This is a genomic window from Mycobacterium sp. NGS24 (genome assembly GCF_059813065.1).
The window spans coordinates 598,095-614,981 of the sequence record NZ_JCALDW010000001.1; the positions used below are offsets into that span (position 1 = coordinate 598,095).

The 16,887-nt window shown below is 65.3% G+C and carries 15 protein-coding genes; 6 read left to right on the forward strand and 9 right to left on the reverse strand.

The genetic code is table 11. The features are described from left to right. Positions 1 to 46 precede the first annotated feature (46 nt). A complete protein-coding gene (locus tag AC5Y6Y_RS02725) occupies positions 47 to 1,198 on the reverse strand; it encodes an AAA family ATPase (protein WP_499929275.1) in 1,152 nt (383 codons plus the stop codon). A 63-nt stretch (positions 1,199 to 1,261) separates the two neighbouring features. Continuing rightward, positions 1,262 to 2,935, reverse strand: coding sequence for a PecA family PE domain-processing aspartic protease (locus AC5Y6Y_RS02730; protein ID WP_463824328.1), 1,674 nt, complete (start codon positions 2,933 to 2,935; stop codon positions 1,262 to 1,264). A gap of 309 nt (positions 2,936 to 3,244) precedes the next feature. On the opposite strand from AC5Y6Y_RS02730, the gene AC5Y6Y_RS02735 reads away from it, so the two are divergent. The 6 genes from AC5Y6Y_RS02735 to AC5Y6Y_RS02760 all read left to right on the forward strand — a co-directional run bounded on the left by AC5Y6Y_RS02735 (position 3,245) and on the right by AC5Y6Y_RS02760 (position 11,233). Next, a complete protein-coding gene (locus AC5Y6Y_RS02735) occupies positions 3,245 to 4,270 on the forward strand; it encodes an AbrB family transcriptional regulator (RefSeq protein WP_499929277.1) in 1,026 nt (341 codons plus the stop codon). A 152-nt stretch (positions 4,271 to 4,422) separates the two neighbouring features. Next, on the forward strand, positions 4,423 to 5,445 hold the full coding sequence (locus AC5Y6Y_RS02740; RefSeq protein ID WP_499929279.1) for a TauD/TfdA family dioxygenase: 1,023 nt from the start codon (positions 4,423 to 4,425) through the stop codon (positions 5,443 to 5,445). 120 nt (positions 5,446 to 5,565) lie between these two features. Next, the gene (locus AC5Y6Y_RS02745) at positions 5,566 to 8,856 is read left to right on the forward strand and encodes an MMPL family transporter (protein ID WP_499929281.1); all 3,291 of its coding nucleotides are present in this window, start codon (positions 5,566 to 5,568) and stop codon (positions 8,854 to 8,856) included. Positions 8,857 to 8,986: 130 nt separating this feature from the next. After that, positions 8,987 to 9,358, forward strand: a complete 372-nt coding sequence (locus AC5Y6Y_RS02750; protein WP_473139703.1) for a hypothetical protein — start codon at positions 8,987 to 8,989, stop codon at positions 9,356 to 9,358. A gap of 24 nt (positions 9,359 to 9,382) precedes the next feature. Next, a complete protein-coding gene (locus AC5Y6Y_RS02755) occupies positions 9,383 to 10,399 on the forward strand; it encodes a CobW family GTP-binding protein (protein WP_499929283.1) in 1,017 nt (338 codons plus the stop codon). 12 nt (positions 10,400 to 10,411) lie between these two features. Next, positions 10,412 to 11,233 (forward strand): acyl-CoA thioesterase, encoded by an 822-nt coding sequence (locus AC5Y6Y_RS02760; protein ID WP_499929285.1) that lies wholly within the window; start codon positions 10,412 to 10,414, stop codon positions 11,231 to 11,233. 60 nt (positions 11,234 to 11,293) lie between these two features. On the opposite strand, the gene AC5Y6Y_RS02765 is transcribed toward AC5Y6Y_RS02760, so the two are convergent. The 7 genes from AC5Y6Y_RS02765 to AC5Y6Y_RS02795 form a co-directional block, all read right to left on the reverse strand. Then, positions 11,294 to 11,995, reverse strand: coding sequence for a hypothetical protein (locus AC5Y6Y_RS02765; protein ID WP_499929287.1), 702 nt, complete (start codon positions 11,993 to 11,995; stop codon positions 11,294 to 11,296). 1,387 nt (positions 11,996 to 13,382) lie between these two features. After that, positions 13,383 to 13,808 (reverse strand): PIN domain-containing protein, encoded by a 426-nt coding sequence (locus tag AC5Y6Y_RS02770; protein ID WP_499918842.1) that lies wholly within the window; start codon positions 13,806 to 13,808, stop codon positions 13,383 to 13,385. 263 nt (positions 13,809 to 14,071) lie between these two features. Next, positions 14,072 to 14,452: a GntR family transcriptional regulator gene (locus AC5Y6Y_RS02775; RefSeq protein WP_499918841.1), complete on the reverse strand. Its 381-nt coding sequence runs from the start codon at positions 14,450 to 14,452 to the stop codon at positions 14,072 to 14,074. Between the two features lie 128 nt (positions 14,453 to 14,580). Next, positions 14,581 to 14,892 (reverse strand): type II toxin-antitoxin system PemK/MazF family toxin, encoded by a 312-nt coding sequence (locus tag AC5Y6Y_RS02780; protein ID WP_499918840.1) that lies wholly within the window; start codon positions 14,890 to 14,892, stop codon positions 14,581 to 14,583. Continuing rightward, entirely contained in the window at positions 14,882 to 15,115 is a 234-nt protein-coding gene (locus AC5Y6Y_RS02785; RefSeq protein WP_499918839.1) for a hypothetical protein, read from the reverse strand. The genes AC5Y6Y_RS02780 and AC5Y6Y_RS02785 overlap by 11 nt, the downstream gene beginning before the upstream one ends. Positions 15,116 to 15,467: 352 nt before the next feature. Next, positions 15,468 to 15,932: an SRPBCC family protein gene (locus AC5Y6Y_RS02790; protein ID WP_463824310.1), complete on the reverse strand. Its 465-nt coding sequence runs from the start codon at positions 15,930 to 15,932 to the stop codon at positions 15,468 to 15,470. Positions 15,933 to 16,013: 81 nt separating this feature from the next. Further along, positions 16,014 to 16,838 carry an alpha/beta fold hydrolase gene (locus AC5Y6Y_RS02795; protein ID WP_499929290.1) on the reverse strand — a complete coding sequence of 275 codons (825 nt, stop codon included), beginning with the start codon at positions 16,836 to 16,838 and terminating at the stop codon, positions 16,014 to 16,016. Positions 16,839 to 16,887: the final 49 nt, after the last annotated feature.

Below are 16,887 nucleotides of genomic sequence, written 5' to 3' on the forward strand. Positions count from 1 at the left end.
CAATAGTTGCACGTTCTGCACACTTTGCACACTTGACGCCGCGGGCTCACCGCTTGCCCCAATCCCACGGCGGCGTCGTCAGCAGGCTCTGACCGGCGATGCGGGTCTCGCCGAAATCCTTGTGCAGTTCGATTTCGACTCCGCTGTCGAGGGCGTCGAGCAGCGAACGGGAATGGGTGACCACCACCACCTGCGTGTGGGTGGCTGCCGTGTGAATCAGTGCCGCCAATGGGCCGATGAGGCTGGGGTGCAGCGAGGTCTCTGGTTCGTTGAGCACCATCAGCGAGGGTGGTTGCGGGCTCAGCAGTGCCGCGGCCCACAGCAGGAATCGTAAAGTGCCGTCCGACAATTCGGCTGTGCGCAGCGGTCGCAGCATCCCGCGCTGCTGCAGGCGAAGGTCGAAAAGGCCGTTGCTGACGTCGACGTCGAGGGTGGCGCCGTCGAATGCGTCGGCGACCGCGCGGGCCAAGTCGTCCAAGCCGGCCTCGATGATCGTCTGGACCGCTGCCGCAAGGTCTCTGCCGTCGTCGGAGAGCACCGGAGTGCGCGTGCCCACCTGCGGCTGTCGGGCGGGAGCGGCGGCATCGACCCGGAAGCCGTCGTAGAAGCGCCAACTGTGCAGCCGTTCGCGCACCGCCGCGAGCTCGGGAAGTGCTTGCGGATGCGCATATTCGGTCAACACGCTGCGGTAGGGCGGCAGGTTTCGGGACAGTTCGTCGAATCCGTCTGCGTCGCCGCTGATTTCAGCTAGTTGACGGGTACGGCGCACCAAAGTGGTCCCGCGGCGCAGTACCGGCCCGGCGAACAACGCCTCGCGTTTGATCTCCGGGTCGCGTGCGAACGCACTACGGTGGCCGGCCATCTGCGGAATGCCGAGATCGACGAGATAACCGAAATCATCTGCGGCAAAGCCGAGTTCGAGTGACAACGGTCGGGTGCGGGTGGTGCCCTGAGCGTTGCCTTCCCGACGGGCGCCACTGAGCTGCTCGGGTCCGGCCCACAGCACCGATTCCAATCCACCTTCGCGGGCGAGCGAGCCGATCACCTCACCACGGCCGCAGTCGGCCAGCAGGCGAAGCGCCCGGTACACCGACGACTTACCAGTTCCGTTGGCGCCGGTGACAATTGACAGCCGGCTCAGCGGCAGGACCACCTCGCGCAGCGAGCGGTAGCCGCGGACAGCGATCGTTTGAAGCATGAAGGCGACTCTAGCGTCGGGCGCCGACAGCGTCGGAACACTCAGCCCAACACAGTGATTCGACTAGGGCACAGGATAAAGGATCGTCGTCCCGACTCCGGCCGGGTTGTAGTCGACGTGCACCGGGCCCAGACTGAACGGCAGGTAACCCGTGTTCATCAGGCCAGAGGAGATAACGGTGGGCGCGTAGTCGTTCGTGTTGAACGAGTACAGCTTCGTCATGCCACCTGAATCGGCGTACACCGTGATCATGGTGCCCGCCGGCAATGTCGAGGAGCCGATCACCGAGGAGGGCATGGTCCCATAGACGCCCCCGGAGTCCACGATGGACGGCACCATCTGGAGGGGTCCGCTACCTACCCTGACGTAAAGGTTGGTGATGGGGGACCCGTTCAGCGAGACAGTCGGGCCGCCCAGATCGTTGGGGCCGAAACGCAACTCCTGCGCCGGCATGTTGATGGTGACCCCCTGGTTGAGATCACCCGGCAGCGCCTGCGTTGGGATACTTGGTCCCGGCCCCACCGCGTTGGGTCCCAGGCCCAGCACGCCGTCAACGCCTGCCGAGGCGAAATACGCGTCGAACGGGGTGACGAACGGGTTCCTGATGACATTGGACAGGTATGCCTGGATCGCGAACGGCGAGGTCGGTAGCGACAACAGGACGACATTGACACTGGTGGGCGCGGTGACGATGCCGTTGCCGAAGTCCACCGTGGTGGGGAAGGTGGCGTAGAGATACGTCAGGCCGCCGCTGTACGCGCTGATGTTGAGGCCCGTGGGCAGGCCCATCTTGAGCAGGCCGGGCAGTCCGCCGATGTCCTTGATCTGCATGACCAGACCTTCGGACCCGGTGTCCACGAGGATCGGCGCGTTGCCGCCGCCGTTCACTGAAATGTTCACCACCGGCTCGGTATTGGCGACGGTGGGCATGGGGATCGTTCTGCCGTCCAGACCCGCACCGCTGACGCCGGCCCCACCCCAGACCATGCCACCAACGCCGCCGGTGCCGCCCATCCCACGGATGGCGTGCGACGGATCGCTGGGGCTGTTGAATCCACCCGCACCACCGTTTGCGCCCGACCCCAGCAAGTAAGCTCGCCCGCCGGCTCCACCGGCTCCACCGAAGGCCACCGTAGGCGAAGCGCCACCGGTTCCCCCCGCGCCGCCATTGCCGTACAGCCAGCCGCCGTTGCCGCCCGCCCCGCCCGCGGCGTTGAGGCCGCCGTTGCCGCCGGCGCCGCCGTTGCCGATCAGGCCTGCCGAGCCGCCGTTACCGCCGGCCAGACCGCCTGTGGTCTGCGAATATCCGGCGCCGCCGTTGCCCCACAGGATGCCGCCGGCCCCGCCGTTCGGGCTGGCGGCAGTGCCGTTGGCCCCGTCGCCGATCAGGGGCCGCCCCAGCAGGAGCTGGGTCGGTGCGTTGATCGCGTTGACGAACGGATCCAGCACAGTGGCCGCGGTGGCCTCGGCCGAGGCGTAGGACCCGGCCGCTGCCCCCAGCGTCTGCAAGAACTGCGCGTGATAGGCGCTGACCTGCGAATTTATCGCCTGAAACTCGTCGCCGAAATCGGCGAACAGCGCCGCTACTGCGGCCGACACCTCGTCCGCGGCGGCAGCGGCCACTCCGGTGGTGGGGAGGGCGGCGGCCGCGCTCGCCGAGTGCAGCGACGTGCCGATGTTTTCCAGATCGGCTGCCGCAGCGGTCAGCCAGTCTGGCGACACGGTTAGCAACGACACGTCGCCCCCTTAACGTCCGTCTCCGGTGTGAGCGCTAAGCCTATCCAGATCCCGCCGAGACATCGCGGCTTTGCGCAACACCGGCCGCGGCTCATCCGATACTCACACAAATAACCTGTCGGGGCCTGTCGAAAGGCCGACGGAGTCCGTCGTCCCTGCCACCCGCCTGCCGCCGAGTCAGTCCAACGACGGGACACGGGTCGCAGTCGGCAGGTGAGAGACCCGTCCGAGATCCGGACACTGGGTTGACAAGTGCGCTCCACCTGCGCATTAAGAATTCGTCAAGGGCGATGTTGGACCTTCTACGGCATGAACACCATCGACCTTGCCGTTGTAGGCATCGGCTGTGGAATCTTCGCTTGGGCCTTGGCGCGGTACGCCCCGAGAACAGTGTCGGGGGCAGGCCTGGCCGCTCAGGGCGTGCTCGGCGTCTACACCGGGCTCATGGTCCGCAACGTATCGTTCGCCGCCCTGGGTTCGCACTGGCCGATCGTCATCGCCATCACCGTCAGCACCCTGATCGTCAGCGTCGCGGGCGGCGCGCTGCTCGGTCTGCACAAGGACGTCAGTCCGCTGACCGGGGGTCTGGCCCTGGTGGCCGGCGGCTCGTCCGGCCTCGTCGCCATCGCACGCGACCTCGGCGGCGATGACCGGGTGGTCGCGGCCGTTCAATACCTGCGCGTGGCGCTCATCACCGCGTCCATGCCCGTCGTCGTCGCAGTCTTCTTCCACGGCACCGCCGCCGAGGGCGCACATGCCGACGACACGTCTTCCCGATCGATGATCGTCACGCTGCCGCTGATCGCGGCCATCGTGCTGGTGGGCAGCTTCGCCGGTCGGTCGATGCGGCTACCCGGCGCGGGATTGCTGGGACCGATGGCCATCACGATTGCGCTGGAGTTCTCCGGGCTGGTACAGGGTTTCGCCGTTCCGATGCTGCTGGTCCAGGCCGGGATCATGATGATCGTCTGGCAGACGCTGCTGTCGTTCGACCGGCAATCGCTGCGCGCCATCCGACGGATCCTGCCCGGCGCGTTCGCGCTGATCGTGATCCTGAACCTCGCCGCGGCCGGCTTGGGTGTGGTGCTGGCCGACGAGGCCGGCCTGAGCTCGCTGGATGGTTACCTGGCGACGAGCCCCGGCGGTATCTACGCCGTCCTCGGCACCGCCGCGGGATCGGGTTCCAACGTCACGTTCGTGATGGCGGCCCAAGTGATCCGGGTGGTCCTGATGCTGTTCGCCGCGCCGTTCATCGCGAAAATGTTCATCCGGTTCAGTGCCCCCGCCGCGGCGCCGCACTCGTCGCGCCGGGAACTGATCCCCGTCGCCGCGTAACTCACCCCCGCCGGACCTCGTTGTGGCTGATCAGTGCCCCGCTGATCGGCCACGACTGGTTTTAGCGGCCGTCCAGAAATCGTCAAGAATCCGCCAAGCGCAGCAAGCCAAACTCATAGAAAGCGCCAAAGTTTCAGAAAGGGGATGAGATCATGGGGGCTGTCACCGACACTCGCACCAGGGACGAACTCTTGGGCAAGAACGCGGCACACCCATCCCGGGGCACTGGGCGCCGGCCGATTGCCGGACCGTCGGTGTGGAACCGCGACAGCTTGCACGCATGGGACTACCTGATCGGGGTGGGACCACGCCAGGTGGCGGCATGCCTGCGCATCCGCGACAACCTGCGCCGCCGCGGCCGCAGGCTGGAGACGATCGTGGCAGCGGACTTCCGGGAGCCCGAGCTCGTCGAGATCGCCCGCGCCATGCGGCACTGCCTGCGGCTGGGGCCGGGATTCTGTGTGCTGCGCGGCCTGCAACTGGACGGCTGGACGGACGAGGAAGCCTCGATGTTGTACTGGGGCCTGGGTACCTACCTGGGTGAGCCGCAGCCGCAGAACAAGCAGGGCGACCGTGTGTACCTGGTTCAGGACACCGGGCAATCGGTGGCCGAGGCCCGCGGCTCCAAGACCAACTCCGCGCTGATCTACCACACGGATTCGGCCTGCGCCTACGCCGGCAGCCGGCCCGACATCCTGGGGCTGCTGTGTCTGCGCAAGGCAGTGTCCGGCGGTGAGTCGCTGATGGTCAGTGCGCACACCGCCTACAACGCGATGCTGGCCGCCCACCCCGAGTTGGTCGACGAGCTCTACGGGCAGTTCTGCTTCGACCGTTCGCACGAGACCGAGCCGGGCGAAAACCCGTTCACCGATGGCGCTATCTTCACCGACACCACCGACGGTGTCCGGATCCGCTACAACCGGTTGCACATCGAACTCGGCCACTACCGCAGCGGTCGGCCGCTCACCGACCGGCAGCGCCAGGCACTCGACGCCTTCGACCGTGCACTGAGCGACGCCGCCAGTGCCGTCGAGTTCACGCTGCACCCGGGTGACGTGCTGTTCGCCGACAACCACACGACCCTGCACAATCGCCGCGCTTTCATCGATTCGCCCGACGTGCACGCCCGACGCTGCCTGGTGCGCCTGTGGCTCGCCGGCGAGGCGCGTAACTGACCGTCGACACGACTGTCGGTGCGGGCCTAGATTTCACGCTGACATCCCAATTCGGAGAGCGCCCAGGCCCGCACGACAAGCCACCGCGAGCAGCACGAAGTTCACTGGGGAGAGGCAGACATGTTGAGGCGACTGGCCGCGTTCACCGTCAAGCGCCCGAAATCGGTGCTGGCGGCCGTTCTGGTCCTGCTGGGGATCAGTGTCGTGCTCGGCGGATCGGTGTCGGACAAGCTGGGCACCGGCGGAAACACCGACCCGGCATCGGAATCCTCGAAGGCCGACGAGTTTCTGGACCAGCACTTCGGCACCACCGCGAATCTCGTCGTTCAACTGCTGCCGCGGGACGGCACCATCGACAGTCCCGAGGTCGCGGCCATCCGGGATCGAGTGCTCAAAGTCGTCGCGGCCGAGCCCAAGGCCAAGATCACCAGATCCTTCGGCGACGAGGGAGCCGCCGACCTACGCAGCAAGGACAGTCGTTCCGGCCTGATGCTCGTCCACGTCGGGGGAACCGCCGACGAAGCCGCCGAGACGGCCAAGCGGATCATCGCGAATCTGCCCCACGACACCAGCGTCACGGTGCGTGCGGGTGGCGCGCTCGGCGTGCAGCAGGAGATTCGCGACAAGGTCAAAGGCGACCTCAAGACCAGTGAGAGCATTGCGGTGCCTATCTCGTTGGCGGTGCTGGTCATCGTGTTCGGCGGACTGATAGCGGCCGTACTGCCGGTGGTGGTCGGCGTCGTGTCCATCGTGTCCACCCTGTCGGTGTTGCTGCTGATGACAGCGGTCACCGATGTGTCAGTGCACGCCCTGACCGTCACGACGGCATTCGGCCTCGGGTTGTCCATCGACTTCGGCCTACTGATGGTGTCGCGGTTCCGGGAGGAACTGGCCAACGGCAAAGACCACCACCCGGCCGTCATCGCCACGGTCAACACCGCCGGGCGCACCATCTTGTTCAGCGCGGCGACCGTCACCTTGGCGATGACCAGCCTGTTGGTGTTTCCCACCTATTTCCTGCGGTCGGTCGGTCTCGCTGCGACGGCCACCGTGCTGCTCTCGGCGTTCGCCGCGATCATCGTCCTGCCCGCACTGCTGGCGTTGCTCGGCAAGCGCGTGGACTCGCTCTCCGTCATCCGCCGTAAGGTGCCACCCTCGGCCGACTCCCTGTTCTGGCGGAGGTTCGCCGAGGTGGTCACGCACCGGCCGCTGCTCTACGCGCTGCCCGTGGTGGTCCTGCTGTTGGGTTTGGGCATTCCATTTCTCAACGTCCAATTCGCCACGCCCGATGAGCGAGCCCTGCCGACGGACTCCAGTGCGCGGCTGGTAGCCGAATCGCTGCAGCGGGACTTCACGCTGGATCCGTCGCAGGCGATCACCCTGGTGACCCGCAACGATGCCACCGTGCTGCAGAACCTGGCCCCGGACATCTCGCGCATGAACGGCGTCGTGCTGGTCACGGGCCCCATCGGCCGGTTCGAGAACGGTCAGGCGGCCGGGCCGACGCCCGCGGTGTCGGGTTCCAGCTACGCGATCGTCTACCTCTCGGTTCAGGCCGACTCCGATACCGCCCAACACATCGTCCGCGACATCCGGGCCAAGATCACCAACCGCCAGGTGGAAGTGGGCGGACCGACCGCCACGCTCATCGACAGTCAAGCCGCGATCGGGGGCAAGCTCCCGTTGGCGATCGGGCTCATCGCCGGCGCCACCTTCATCCTGTTGTTCCTGTTCACCGGCAGTGTCGTGGTGCCGGTCAAGGCACTCGTGCTCAACCTCCTGGTTCTGAGCGGGGTGCTGGGCATCATGGTGTGGGTCTTCCAGGAGGGCCATCTCGCCGGCCTGCTGGGCATCACGCCTGCGCCGCTGAATCTCTCGATGGTGGTGCTGTTGTGTGCCATCGCCTTCAGCTTGTCCGTCGATTACGAGATCTTCCTGCTCAGCCGCATCAAGGAGGCCCGCGACTCCGGTCTGTCGAACACCGCGTCGACGGTCATCGGACTGGGGCGCGTGGGCCGGATCGTCACCAGCGCGGCGCTGTTGCTGACGATCACGTTGATCTCGTTCGCCAACGGTCTGTCATTCATGAAGATGTTCGGCATCGGCACCGCGCTGGCCGTCGTGATCGACGCATCTATCATCCGCGGCATCGTGGTCCCCGCCTTCTTGCAGCTTGCCGGCGACTGGAACTGGTGGGCGCCAAAGCCGTTGCGGTGGCTGCACTCTCGAGTCGGTATCAGTGAAGCGCCGGCCGACGAGGTGCCGGAGGTTCCGGTCGCGGCAGCACCGGCTGCCCCGATGCCCGAGGAGACGCCGGTGCCGGTCGCCGTCCCCCCGGTCCCCGTGGCCGTCGACCACGCCCCGGTCCGGCCGCCGAGCGATGTCGAGGTCATCCCCGGACACCACCTGGTGGCCAACGTCAACGGCACCGTGATCGTGGTGGCCCACCGCGAGCGCTCGGAGTTGTCGGCGCACTCGCTGGCGGCGCAGCAGATGACTGCCCTGTCCGACATGGTCCGGCGCTCCAGCCCGCAGAAGCTCGTCGCCGCCTTCCAGCAGCTCGCGCGCGAGCCGTGGGATCGCACGCTGGTCGACATCGGCATCGTCATGCCGACACCGACGGGCCTGGAGATCCTGCTGTGCGGCAGCGTCACTGTTGCTCTCGACGAGGGCACCGGGCAGACCATGTTGCGCGGCCGCGGACGTTTGGTCCACCGGTCGCTGCCGGCGCCGGCCGTCGCGGCGGTCATCACCGTCGACGAGTTCGACCCGCGGCCGCGGCCGGTGGCCCAGGGCCAAGGCGTGTACCGGCTCTCCGACGGAACCGTGCCGGGCCAGGGCGCCGTCATCTGGTCGACCCGCATACCGTCGTCGCGCGGGCAGGCGCCGGAGATGTCGGGAGACCAGCCGCTGTACCGGTCGGAACCCGCAGGCAGCGGGAGGATTGCCGCTGCGCCGCCGGCTGGTGCGCCGCAGCCCAAGCGCTGGGTTTCCCTGGACGACGGGTCGCGGATCGAGCTCGAACGCGACTGCGTCATCGGCCGGGATCCGAACGGATCCGATGCGGCCCAACAGGGTCTTCGTCCGGTGCGCATCGATGACCATTCCGGTGAAATGTCCCGGGCCCACGCCGAAGTCCGCATCGTCGATGCGTCGGTGGTCATCATCGACCGCAACTCGACCAACGGCGTGTTCGTGCGCGAACCGCACCAGCTGCGCTGGTCCAGGCTCACTGCCTGGGAGCCGGCGGTGTGGCGGCCCAATGCCTATGTCCAGATCGGCGGGCGGATTCTGCGGCTGCACGAGACGACCGCCGACGCGTTGCAGCGCGGTCCACGGGTCAATGTGCACCACGGCGTACCGCGCTACCCGCACCCGGGACCGGGCCACGCCGCCGATATCGAGAGATAGTCGGGCGGGCAATTAACTGGACGCGCCTCGAAGCGGGTGCGCGTGGGCCGCCCGCGCGGCACTGTCTCGGCAACCACAGTTGAGCTAACGTCTAGTGCGGCAGGCATGCCGCTGTCGTCGGAGAAAGAGGGTGAGCGCGTTGGCCATCCGCATGATCGCCGCCTCGACCATGGTGATGGCGTCCTGTGCATTGCCCCTCGCGCCGACGGCGAGCGGGGACATCGGTCGCCTTCCCATCCCGCAGCTTCCCTGCAACCTGCCCTCGGCGCGAAGCTTCATCATCTGGCATCACGCGCCGAGAGCCGAGGACACCGCCGAATTCGCCCCGGAGTCCGACATGTACAGCTGCAAAATCACGCTCGAAACGTGGCGTGCGGGCCAGCCGGCAGGACCTGGTTACTGTTCCAAGATCGCGTGGGCGATCGACAATCCCAATTACACCCCCAATGTCTACCCCGCCCCGCCGTTGAAGAAGGTCATCGACCAGGTAGGCGACTGCTGACTTGGCACATCCGGAGCCACCGCGTTGACCGCGATACCGGTCATCGCGCTCACCGGCCACCTGGGTGCGGGCAAGACGACACTACTCAACCATCTGCTCCGTAGTCCCGATACACGAATCGGCGTGGTGGTCAACGACTTTGGCGACCTGAACGTCGACGCCGCGCTGGTGGCCGGCCAGGTCGACGAGCCGGCGTCAATCGCTGGAGGTTGCATCTGCTGCCTGCCCGACGACGGCGGTCTCGACGAGGCGCTGGTCAAACTCGCCGACCCGGCGCGCCGCCTGGATGCCATCGTCGTCGAGGCCAGTGGCCTGGCGGATCCGGTGGCGATCGCCCGGATTATCGGCTTTTCCAAGTTGTCGCGAGTGCGCCCCGGTGGTCTTGTCGACGTCGTCGACGCGGTGAACCATTTCGACACCGTCGACTGCAGCGTGTTGCCGCCGGTGCGTTACGGCGTCGCTTCACTGATCGTGGTCAACAAGCTCGACCAGATTCGGGACAGCGAGCGCCCGGTGCTGCTGCGGCGCATCGAAGAGCGGGTGGCACAACGTAATCCCAGAGTCCAGGTGGTGGGCACCACGGGCGGACGGATCGATCCCGCATTGCTGTTCGACCCCGCCGAAGGACCCGGCGAGCAGTCGGGGCAGCTGTCGTTTCGGGAGTTGTGGGCCGACTCCGCGCATGCGCACGACCATGTTCATGCCGACGCTGTCACTGTCCGCAGCACCGGTTGTGTCAATCCCGACGCACTCTTCGATCTGCTCGAACTGCCGCCCTCCGGGGTCTTCCGGCTCAAAGGAATTGTCGCCGTGCGGCATTCCGCCGCTGTCAGAACCTACGTCGTCAACGTCGTGGGTAGCGCAGTTCACGTGAGAAAGGCACCGCCGCGGGCCGTCGGGAATTGTCTGGTCGCCATCGGGATGGATCTCGACGTCGGCACTGTCCGCGCCCGACTGGACGAGGCGGTGCAACCCGTTGCCGGGACGGCGTCGGCGACGGGGCGGCGGCGGCTGCAACGCTATCTGCGACTCAGTGTGTGAAGATACGTCCCGATGTCATCCTCGCTCACCGACGTGCTGCTCACCATGGATCTGCGCCGGGTCGGCGAATGGTCTTTCGTCGGGCAGCAGTTGCCCGCGCCGGCCCATCACATTCTCGGTGGGCACATCTCGGCCCAAGCTCTGTTGGCGGCGAGTCACACGGCGCCGGGACGGGCGCCGCACAGTGTGCACACCTATTTTCTGCGCCCGGGTGATTCCCGGCGGCCGGTGGACTTCGAGGTCGTCAACCTGCAAGAGGGACGGACCTTTTCAGCACGCCGGGTCACCGCCCGTCAGGACGACAGAATCCTGATGGAAGCGATGTCGTCGTTCATAATCACCGGCCGCACAGCCGCGCGGTTCGAGTACCAGCCGCCGATTCCCCAGGTGCCCGCACCCGAGACGCTGCCGTGGGTGCCACCGCACCTGGCCGAGGCCGAGTCGGGCACCGGGCGGTATGCAAGCCTGTGCTGGTTCGAGCGCCGCATCGTCGACGTATCCACCGAGCCCCCGGCTCGGTCGGCGATGTGGTGGCGACCGGACGGGGAGGTCCCTGACGATCCGGTACTCACCGCCGGTCTGGTGGCCTATCTGTCGGCGGTGACGTTGACCGAGCCGGCGTTCGCCGCGCGCGGGGGAGTAGGTGAATCGGCGCAGCGTGACCATTCGGTGTGGTTCCACGCTCCTGCGGTGTTGTCGGAATGGCTTCTCTACCGACGGTCTTCGCCGAGCAGCGCGGATTCACTGGCGCTGGCCAGTGGGACGATGTTCAACCGCAACGGCAATCTGGTGTGCAGCGTGCGTCAAGAGATGTATTTCCCGCCCGCCCGCTGAATGCGCCCAATGGTGGGATCTCAACAGCGTCAACCGGTTACGCCTCCGACGCGGATCGCTTCAGTAGGTGAGACCAGCGAGCAGCGGCACCAGCGTCAACGCGAGCGAGCGGGGCGAATCGTCACCAAATACCGCGCTGTATTGGGTGACCCGTCGAATACCGAGATGCAACCCCCGGTTGTAGGTGGCTTCAGACATCGCCCACTGCGGATCCACCCAGGTGTACCAGCGGGGCGACAGGAATGGCCCGGGCGCGCCAGCGAGCAGTTCTCCGACGGCTTCGCCGGCTTTGTTTCGGAGCTGCCAGGGGCTGTCGGCCTCGCAGTCGATCTCGGCGCACACGCGATCGTCGGCATCATGGACGGTGAGTTTGTCCGGATGCTTGACCCTCAGCAGAGCCGTCTTGGGACGTGCGCTTCGCGCGAGCTGACCGCCGGTGACACCGGTGACCGTGACTTCCGCGGGCGCGTCATTGCTCGAACTGATCTTCGCGAGCAGCCGGCCGTCGGCGCCGAGTAGTTCGACGTGGATGTCGTTGCCTGCGTCCATTCCGGTGGCAGACACCAACTTCCACATCCGTTGTGCCATTCGACCGCCGCTGTGCACACGCCTGGTGACGGCAAGCACGTCACCGCCGGACGTTCGCAGCTCCCATCGATGATCATTGGTGGTGAGTCCGGCGACGAACGCCGCCGAGATCTCGCCGCAGCGGCTGATGTCATCCAATGACTGGGCGATGGGATGCTTGGGCACTACGTCCATCGCCGAATTGTCGCGTGCGTTGTTCTGGCCGTGGCGGCCGGTACCTCCGACTCGTTGCGGCGACTCGGAAATTGACACCGGACCTGTGCCGATGGACGGGCGCCGGATGTGCTGCGCGAAGGTTCGCCGCACTGAGGCGGACAGCCATCTGCTTGCTCCTACGAAATGCCGTGCACAGCAACATAATTCGTCACCGTGACGAATCGTGCTGGGTTGAGCACCCCAGGCGCCCAGCTCATCGGGCAGTCGCTGGCCAGTGGTGATCAGCCACGCTGAACTTCCCGGGCTGAACTCTCCGGCACGGGAAAGTCGGGTATCGGGGAACAACAGGCGGACCATAGGTCTGTATTGAGGTCACGCGCGGTTAGCCGAGAATTCGCGGAGGCGAGCATGACGACGTCGGGCGGTCAGGCGGGTCAACTCATGACGCTCGAAGAGCGAGCGCAGGCCGGACCGGGCGCTGACCTTGTTTCGAGGGCGGGGGAGTCAAGGGGGCATCACCTACATAACGTCACAGTGACGAATTAAGCAGTCACGCCGGACTTCGAAGGCGCGGAGCGTCCGCCGCTGTTGCGTATTTCTGGACTGTCGATGGCCGTGTCCGGCGCTGTCAGATAGTCCTGGATTCAGACTCAGCGCCGCCGGCCGAAGATCCGCAGGCATGGGCAGGGACCTGGGCGGGTGTCACTGCCAGACATTTCTGGAACGGAGGCCGAGAAATCCGACAGCTACCAGGATTTCCCGGATTACTCCCAGGTAGTTCCGGATCGGACAGTTCGAACCGAAAGAACCGCCCTCTTACCAAAAAGCGGCCCCGAGGTATTGCCGATAAGCGACATTATGTCAAGTAAACCACTGCGATTTCATCGGATGAATCATGCAACGTTTGTGTGATCCTCACCCGTCGAGGCGGTGTCAGTGCAATCAACCGAAAACCCCTGGCGTCCAGGAGTTTCGACGATCGGCTCGGGGCGCACTGATCAGATCATCTACAAACTGTTCACCCTCCACGACACAATTCGACCAGACTTGATACCGCAGGTATCCAGTAAACCAGTGCATATTGCATCAGATGAATCATCGCGCTCCTCCCATCGTCTTCGGCTGCGGTGCAGGACTTTCCGCCCGTCATGCCTACGGTGCAGACTCGCGCGCTCGTAGAGACGAATGCCATCCGCGCGCCCTTCCCCGCGTGGATCGCCGAGAAATCGGCTGCCGTGCGGCAAGGCTCCGTAACACCCGTGAAGGTGCGCGTACATGGCGGCACCAAGCCCACGCAGAAGCCGACCTTGCCCTCGGCGGCGACGCGGCGCCTGAGCAATGCTGCATATTGCGATATTGCGCTTCGGGACAACGGTTTCAATCGCCCTCCACGCCCTGCCCGGGCCTAACTGATGGCGCCCCGTTCCAACGCCCACCGATGCTGGAAGGTCAATACTTCGGCAGCGATCTCGAAATCGGCGTCGTAGTGGAGCAGTGTCACATCATGGGCATTGGCAAGGGTGGCGATCAGGAGGTCGGCCATGCCGACGGCGCGATGGCGACCGGTGCTGGCCAGCGACCGCTGCGCATCCAGCGCCACCTGCCAGTGCTCATCGTTTGTCGGCAGGTACTCGTATGCGAGGCGGCGATCTGACCACAGCTGTGTGTACTCCGCGGCGGTCCGGGCGCTGTAAAGCGCTTCGGCATCGAGCTGGGCGGTGGTTGCGACCAATCCTGCCTCGATGAGCGGGGCAAGTCGGTCGGCGACGGTGGGGTGTGTCATGCGCGCCGCAGCACTGGTGTCGATGAGATACCGAGCTACTACCGCCACACATCACCTCGTTGACCAGGGTCAGCCATCTCCCTCATACCGCCAGCCTTCAGCCATGCGACTTGGCGTGCGCGAGCAGACGCCGCCGCAGCCTGCTGCAAGGCGATCCGGACCGTATCTGATACGCCGGACGTCTTTAGTTCCTTCTGCGCGGCCGCCAACAGGTCATCATCGAGGTCAATCAAGCGCTTTGTCATCTGGCTGCCCCAACCTGGATATATACGAAACCTTGATCAAGTATATACACCTGCGGCGTCGGGCGGCTACACCATGCCGCGGACGGAGAATATGCAGCAATCGAATACGCAGGGTTGCCAGTAAATGTCGCTGTGTTCATCCTGCGCGAGCGGGCGCGGCACCCCAACAGCAGCGGCCTGTTCGCCCTCACACGCCTTCGCCACTTCAGCCATCACCGGGGGTTCGATCAGCAGCCGCAACTCCACCAATTCGTCGAGTTCGGTACCAGAGAGCTGCGTCACCCGGAAGCCGGTGTGGGGAACCACTTCCACCATGCCCTTGCGCACCAGATCCAGCATCGCCTCACGCACGAGAGTGGCCGAAACTCCAAGCAAGTCGGCGAGATACGGTGCCGGATAGACGTGTCCGGGCTGCATCTGACCGGTGATCAGGGCCGACCGTAGCACCTCGGTGACCGGACCGCGAAGGGTAGTCGGAGGTGGAGACGGCGGGGGTGTTCATGTGAAATGTCCTCTGCTCGGTGTGTCTTAGAACCGGACGGCGTCGACGAACTTGGTCCGAGGCTGTCCGACGCTCATAGATCGAGGACGATGCGCAGTGCCGCATCAACACGGCGCATCTCATCGAAGGTTAGGAACCCGACGCTCTTGCCGAGTCGGCCCGGGTCGACTGCGGCCGCCTGTTCGGCAAGCACGCGGGTGTTCCCGCCGCCGATTTCAACTTCGGGACGAAAGCTGGCGGCACGAGCCGACGTGGATGTTGGTGCAACCAGCCACGTCGACAGGGGCAGTTGATCTGACTGGACTACTACGGCGTAGCGGGAACCGGACTGCTCGTGACCGCGACTCGCCCGCGGGGCACGCAGCTGAAAGACCTCACCACGCACGCAACGTCTCCATGTCGCGCAGCACCTGCATGGCCGCAGCGCGGTCGGACTCATCTTTGGCAAGCCTTTCCGCCTCGGCACGAATCGCCGCGCCGGCCTTCCGTCGTGCGGCATCGATAAGAGCAGATCGAACGGCTACGGACACGGCGGTTCCGTCTTTGGTCAAGACCTCCAGCGCCATCAATGTGTCTTCGTCGGGCCTGAAGGTGATTGTGTCAGCCATTACAACAGTGTACGACGTTTTGTAAGACGACCGCTGGATCCAGATGAGCGCTTTTTCACCCAGCAGCGGCAACTCCAGCAGCGCTTATTCGCCGACGACCGGTGTGGCCGGTAGCAAACAGAACATGCACGTCTGGATCGTCTCGGCCATTGCTATCCAGCAGCCCCCGCCCCGGGGCTTCCGTCACGGCGACGGGTCGATCAGGTTGTCGATGTTGCGCCGGGTTTACCTGCGAGAGATTCTTACGGCGACGAATCAGCTTCGCTGGGCCGATGCCGGAACGAGGCAGCGGTCGAAGCTCTGCCACCGGCGTACCGTCCCGGTTCTCACTCGTTCGTCCGGTGCCTGCGTTTCAGGTGGAAGCTTCGGCATCCAAGCGAGCGAGGGTGTCGCTCAGCTGATCTTTCGTCACCAGCGGGAACTTCACTTTTTCCAGCAATTTCTTGTCAGTGACCTTCGACCAGTCATAGGTGTGCCGGACCAGGGTCTCGTTGGGCCCCTGCGCCTCCAACTCCCACAGCCACTCCCAGCCGGGCGGCTCAGTGCCCGCCGGCGCGGTCTTCCACGCCACCAATTTGTCCTTCACATAACCGGATACGTGGTTGTCCGTTTTGTATTCGCCGCCCATGTGGTCGCCCTGCATGTTCATGGTGAACACGTCGCCGACGCGCTGGATCCGGTCGGCCTGGTCCACGCTGCGGACGAACCCAGACCCATCGAGAGCCGGGTGTCGATTGGGATTGGTGAGGACATCGAAGACCGCATCGACGGGCGCGGCGATTGTTCTTTCGACGGTGACCATCTCGTTATTGCTCATACCCTGACACTGCCCAAACTTTCTCGGGGTGAAACGTTGCCGCGTCCGTGTCACACCGTGGCCCGCTCCCCGGTTTCCCGATCATTTGGCGAAATCGCGCAGCACCTCTGCCATCGCCTGCGGCTGATCCTCGGGGATCAGCGTCCAGGAGTCGTCGATAATCACCTTCCTCGCGTCGGGATAGAGCTCGACGAGGCGGTCGGCATGTGACAGCGGCATCATCCTGTCTTCCCTGGCCCAGACCACCAGCACCGGCCGGTGGAAACTGTTCATTCGGTCGGACAGTTCGAGCAGCCGCCGCCGCGACGGCGCCCCGGTGGCGAACTTCACCAGATCCCTTCGCACAGCCCGGTTTTCGACGGCGGGGCGAAACCACTCGTCGAACAGCGCGTCGGGTATCGGTGATTTGCTCAGAGCGCCGTAGGCCCGGGTGCTGTGGCGGAAGAACTGGGTTCCCAGCATCTTGCTGAGGATCCAACCACCGCCCGGCAATCGGCACAGCATCGCTGCGGGCCTGGCGGGTTTGGGTGGGTAGTTGTCGAATGCAGTGCACGATGCCAGCACCATCCGTCCGATGCGTGTGTCCCGACCTTCGGTAATGAGGAATTGTCCACCGCCCCAGTCGTTGAGGACGAGAGTCACGTCATCGAGTGCGAGAGCGTCGAGGAAGTCGGCAAGGATTGCGGCCACACCCGTTTCGGAGAGATCCGCGTCGTGGTTCATCGGTGTGGTGTGGGCGCCCAGCGGAAGTGTCGGCGTGATACAGCGGCACTCCGGCAGCAGTGGCAGGACTTTGCGCCACTGCCGTCCGTCCATCAGCAGACCGTGGCCGAATACCAGGATCGGGCCGTCGCCACCGGTGTCGTCGTAGTAGATCCGGCCGGACGGCAACTCGACAGACGGCACAACCATCTCCTAGATAGAGCGTTCTAATCAGACTCACGATATGATGCCG

Excerpts from the sequence above, each read along its gene's own strand:
- AC5Y6Y_RS02785 (WP_499918839.1), bottom strand. The coding sequence starts at position 15,115 with ATGGCTGACACAATCACCTTCAGGCCCGACGAAGACACATTGATGGCG.
- AC5Y6Y_RS02745 (WP_499929281.1), top strand. The coding sequence starts at position 5,566 with ATGTTGAGGCGACTGGCCGCGTTCACCGTCAAGCGCCCGAAATCGGTG.
- AC5Y6Y_RS02740 (WP_499929279.1), top strand. The coding sequence starts at position 4,423 with ATGGGGGCTGTCACCGACACTCGCACCAGGGACGAACTCTTGGGCAAG.
- AC5Y6Y_RS02765 (WP_499929287.1), bottom strand. The coding sequence starts at position 11,995 with ATGGACGTAGTGCCCAAGCATCCCATCGCCCAGTCATTGGATGACATC.
- AC5Y6Y_RS02725 (WP_499929275.1), bottom strand. The coding sequence starts at position 1,198 with ATGCTTCAAACGATCGCTGTCCGCGGCTACCGCTCGCTGCGCGAGGTG.
- AC5Y6Y_RS02790 (WP_463824310.1), bottom strand. The coding sequence starts at position 15,932 with ATGAGCAATAACGAGATGGTCACCGTCGAAAGAACAATCGCCGCGCCC.
- AC5Y6Y_RS02760 (WP_499929285.1), top strand. The coding sequence starts at position 10,412 with ATGTCATCCTCGCTCACCGACGTGCTGCTCACCATGGATCTGCGCCGG.
- AC5Y6Y_RS02735 (WP_499929277.1), top strand. The coding sequence starts at position 3,245 with ATGAACACCATCGACCTTGCCGTTGTAGGCATCGGCTGTGGAATCTTC.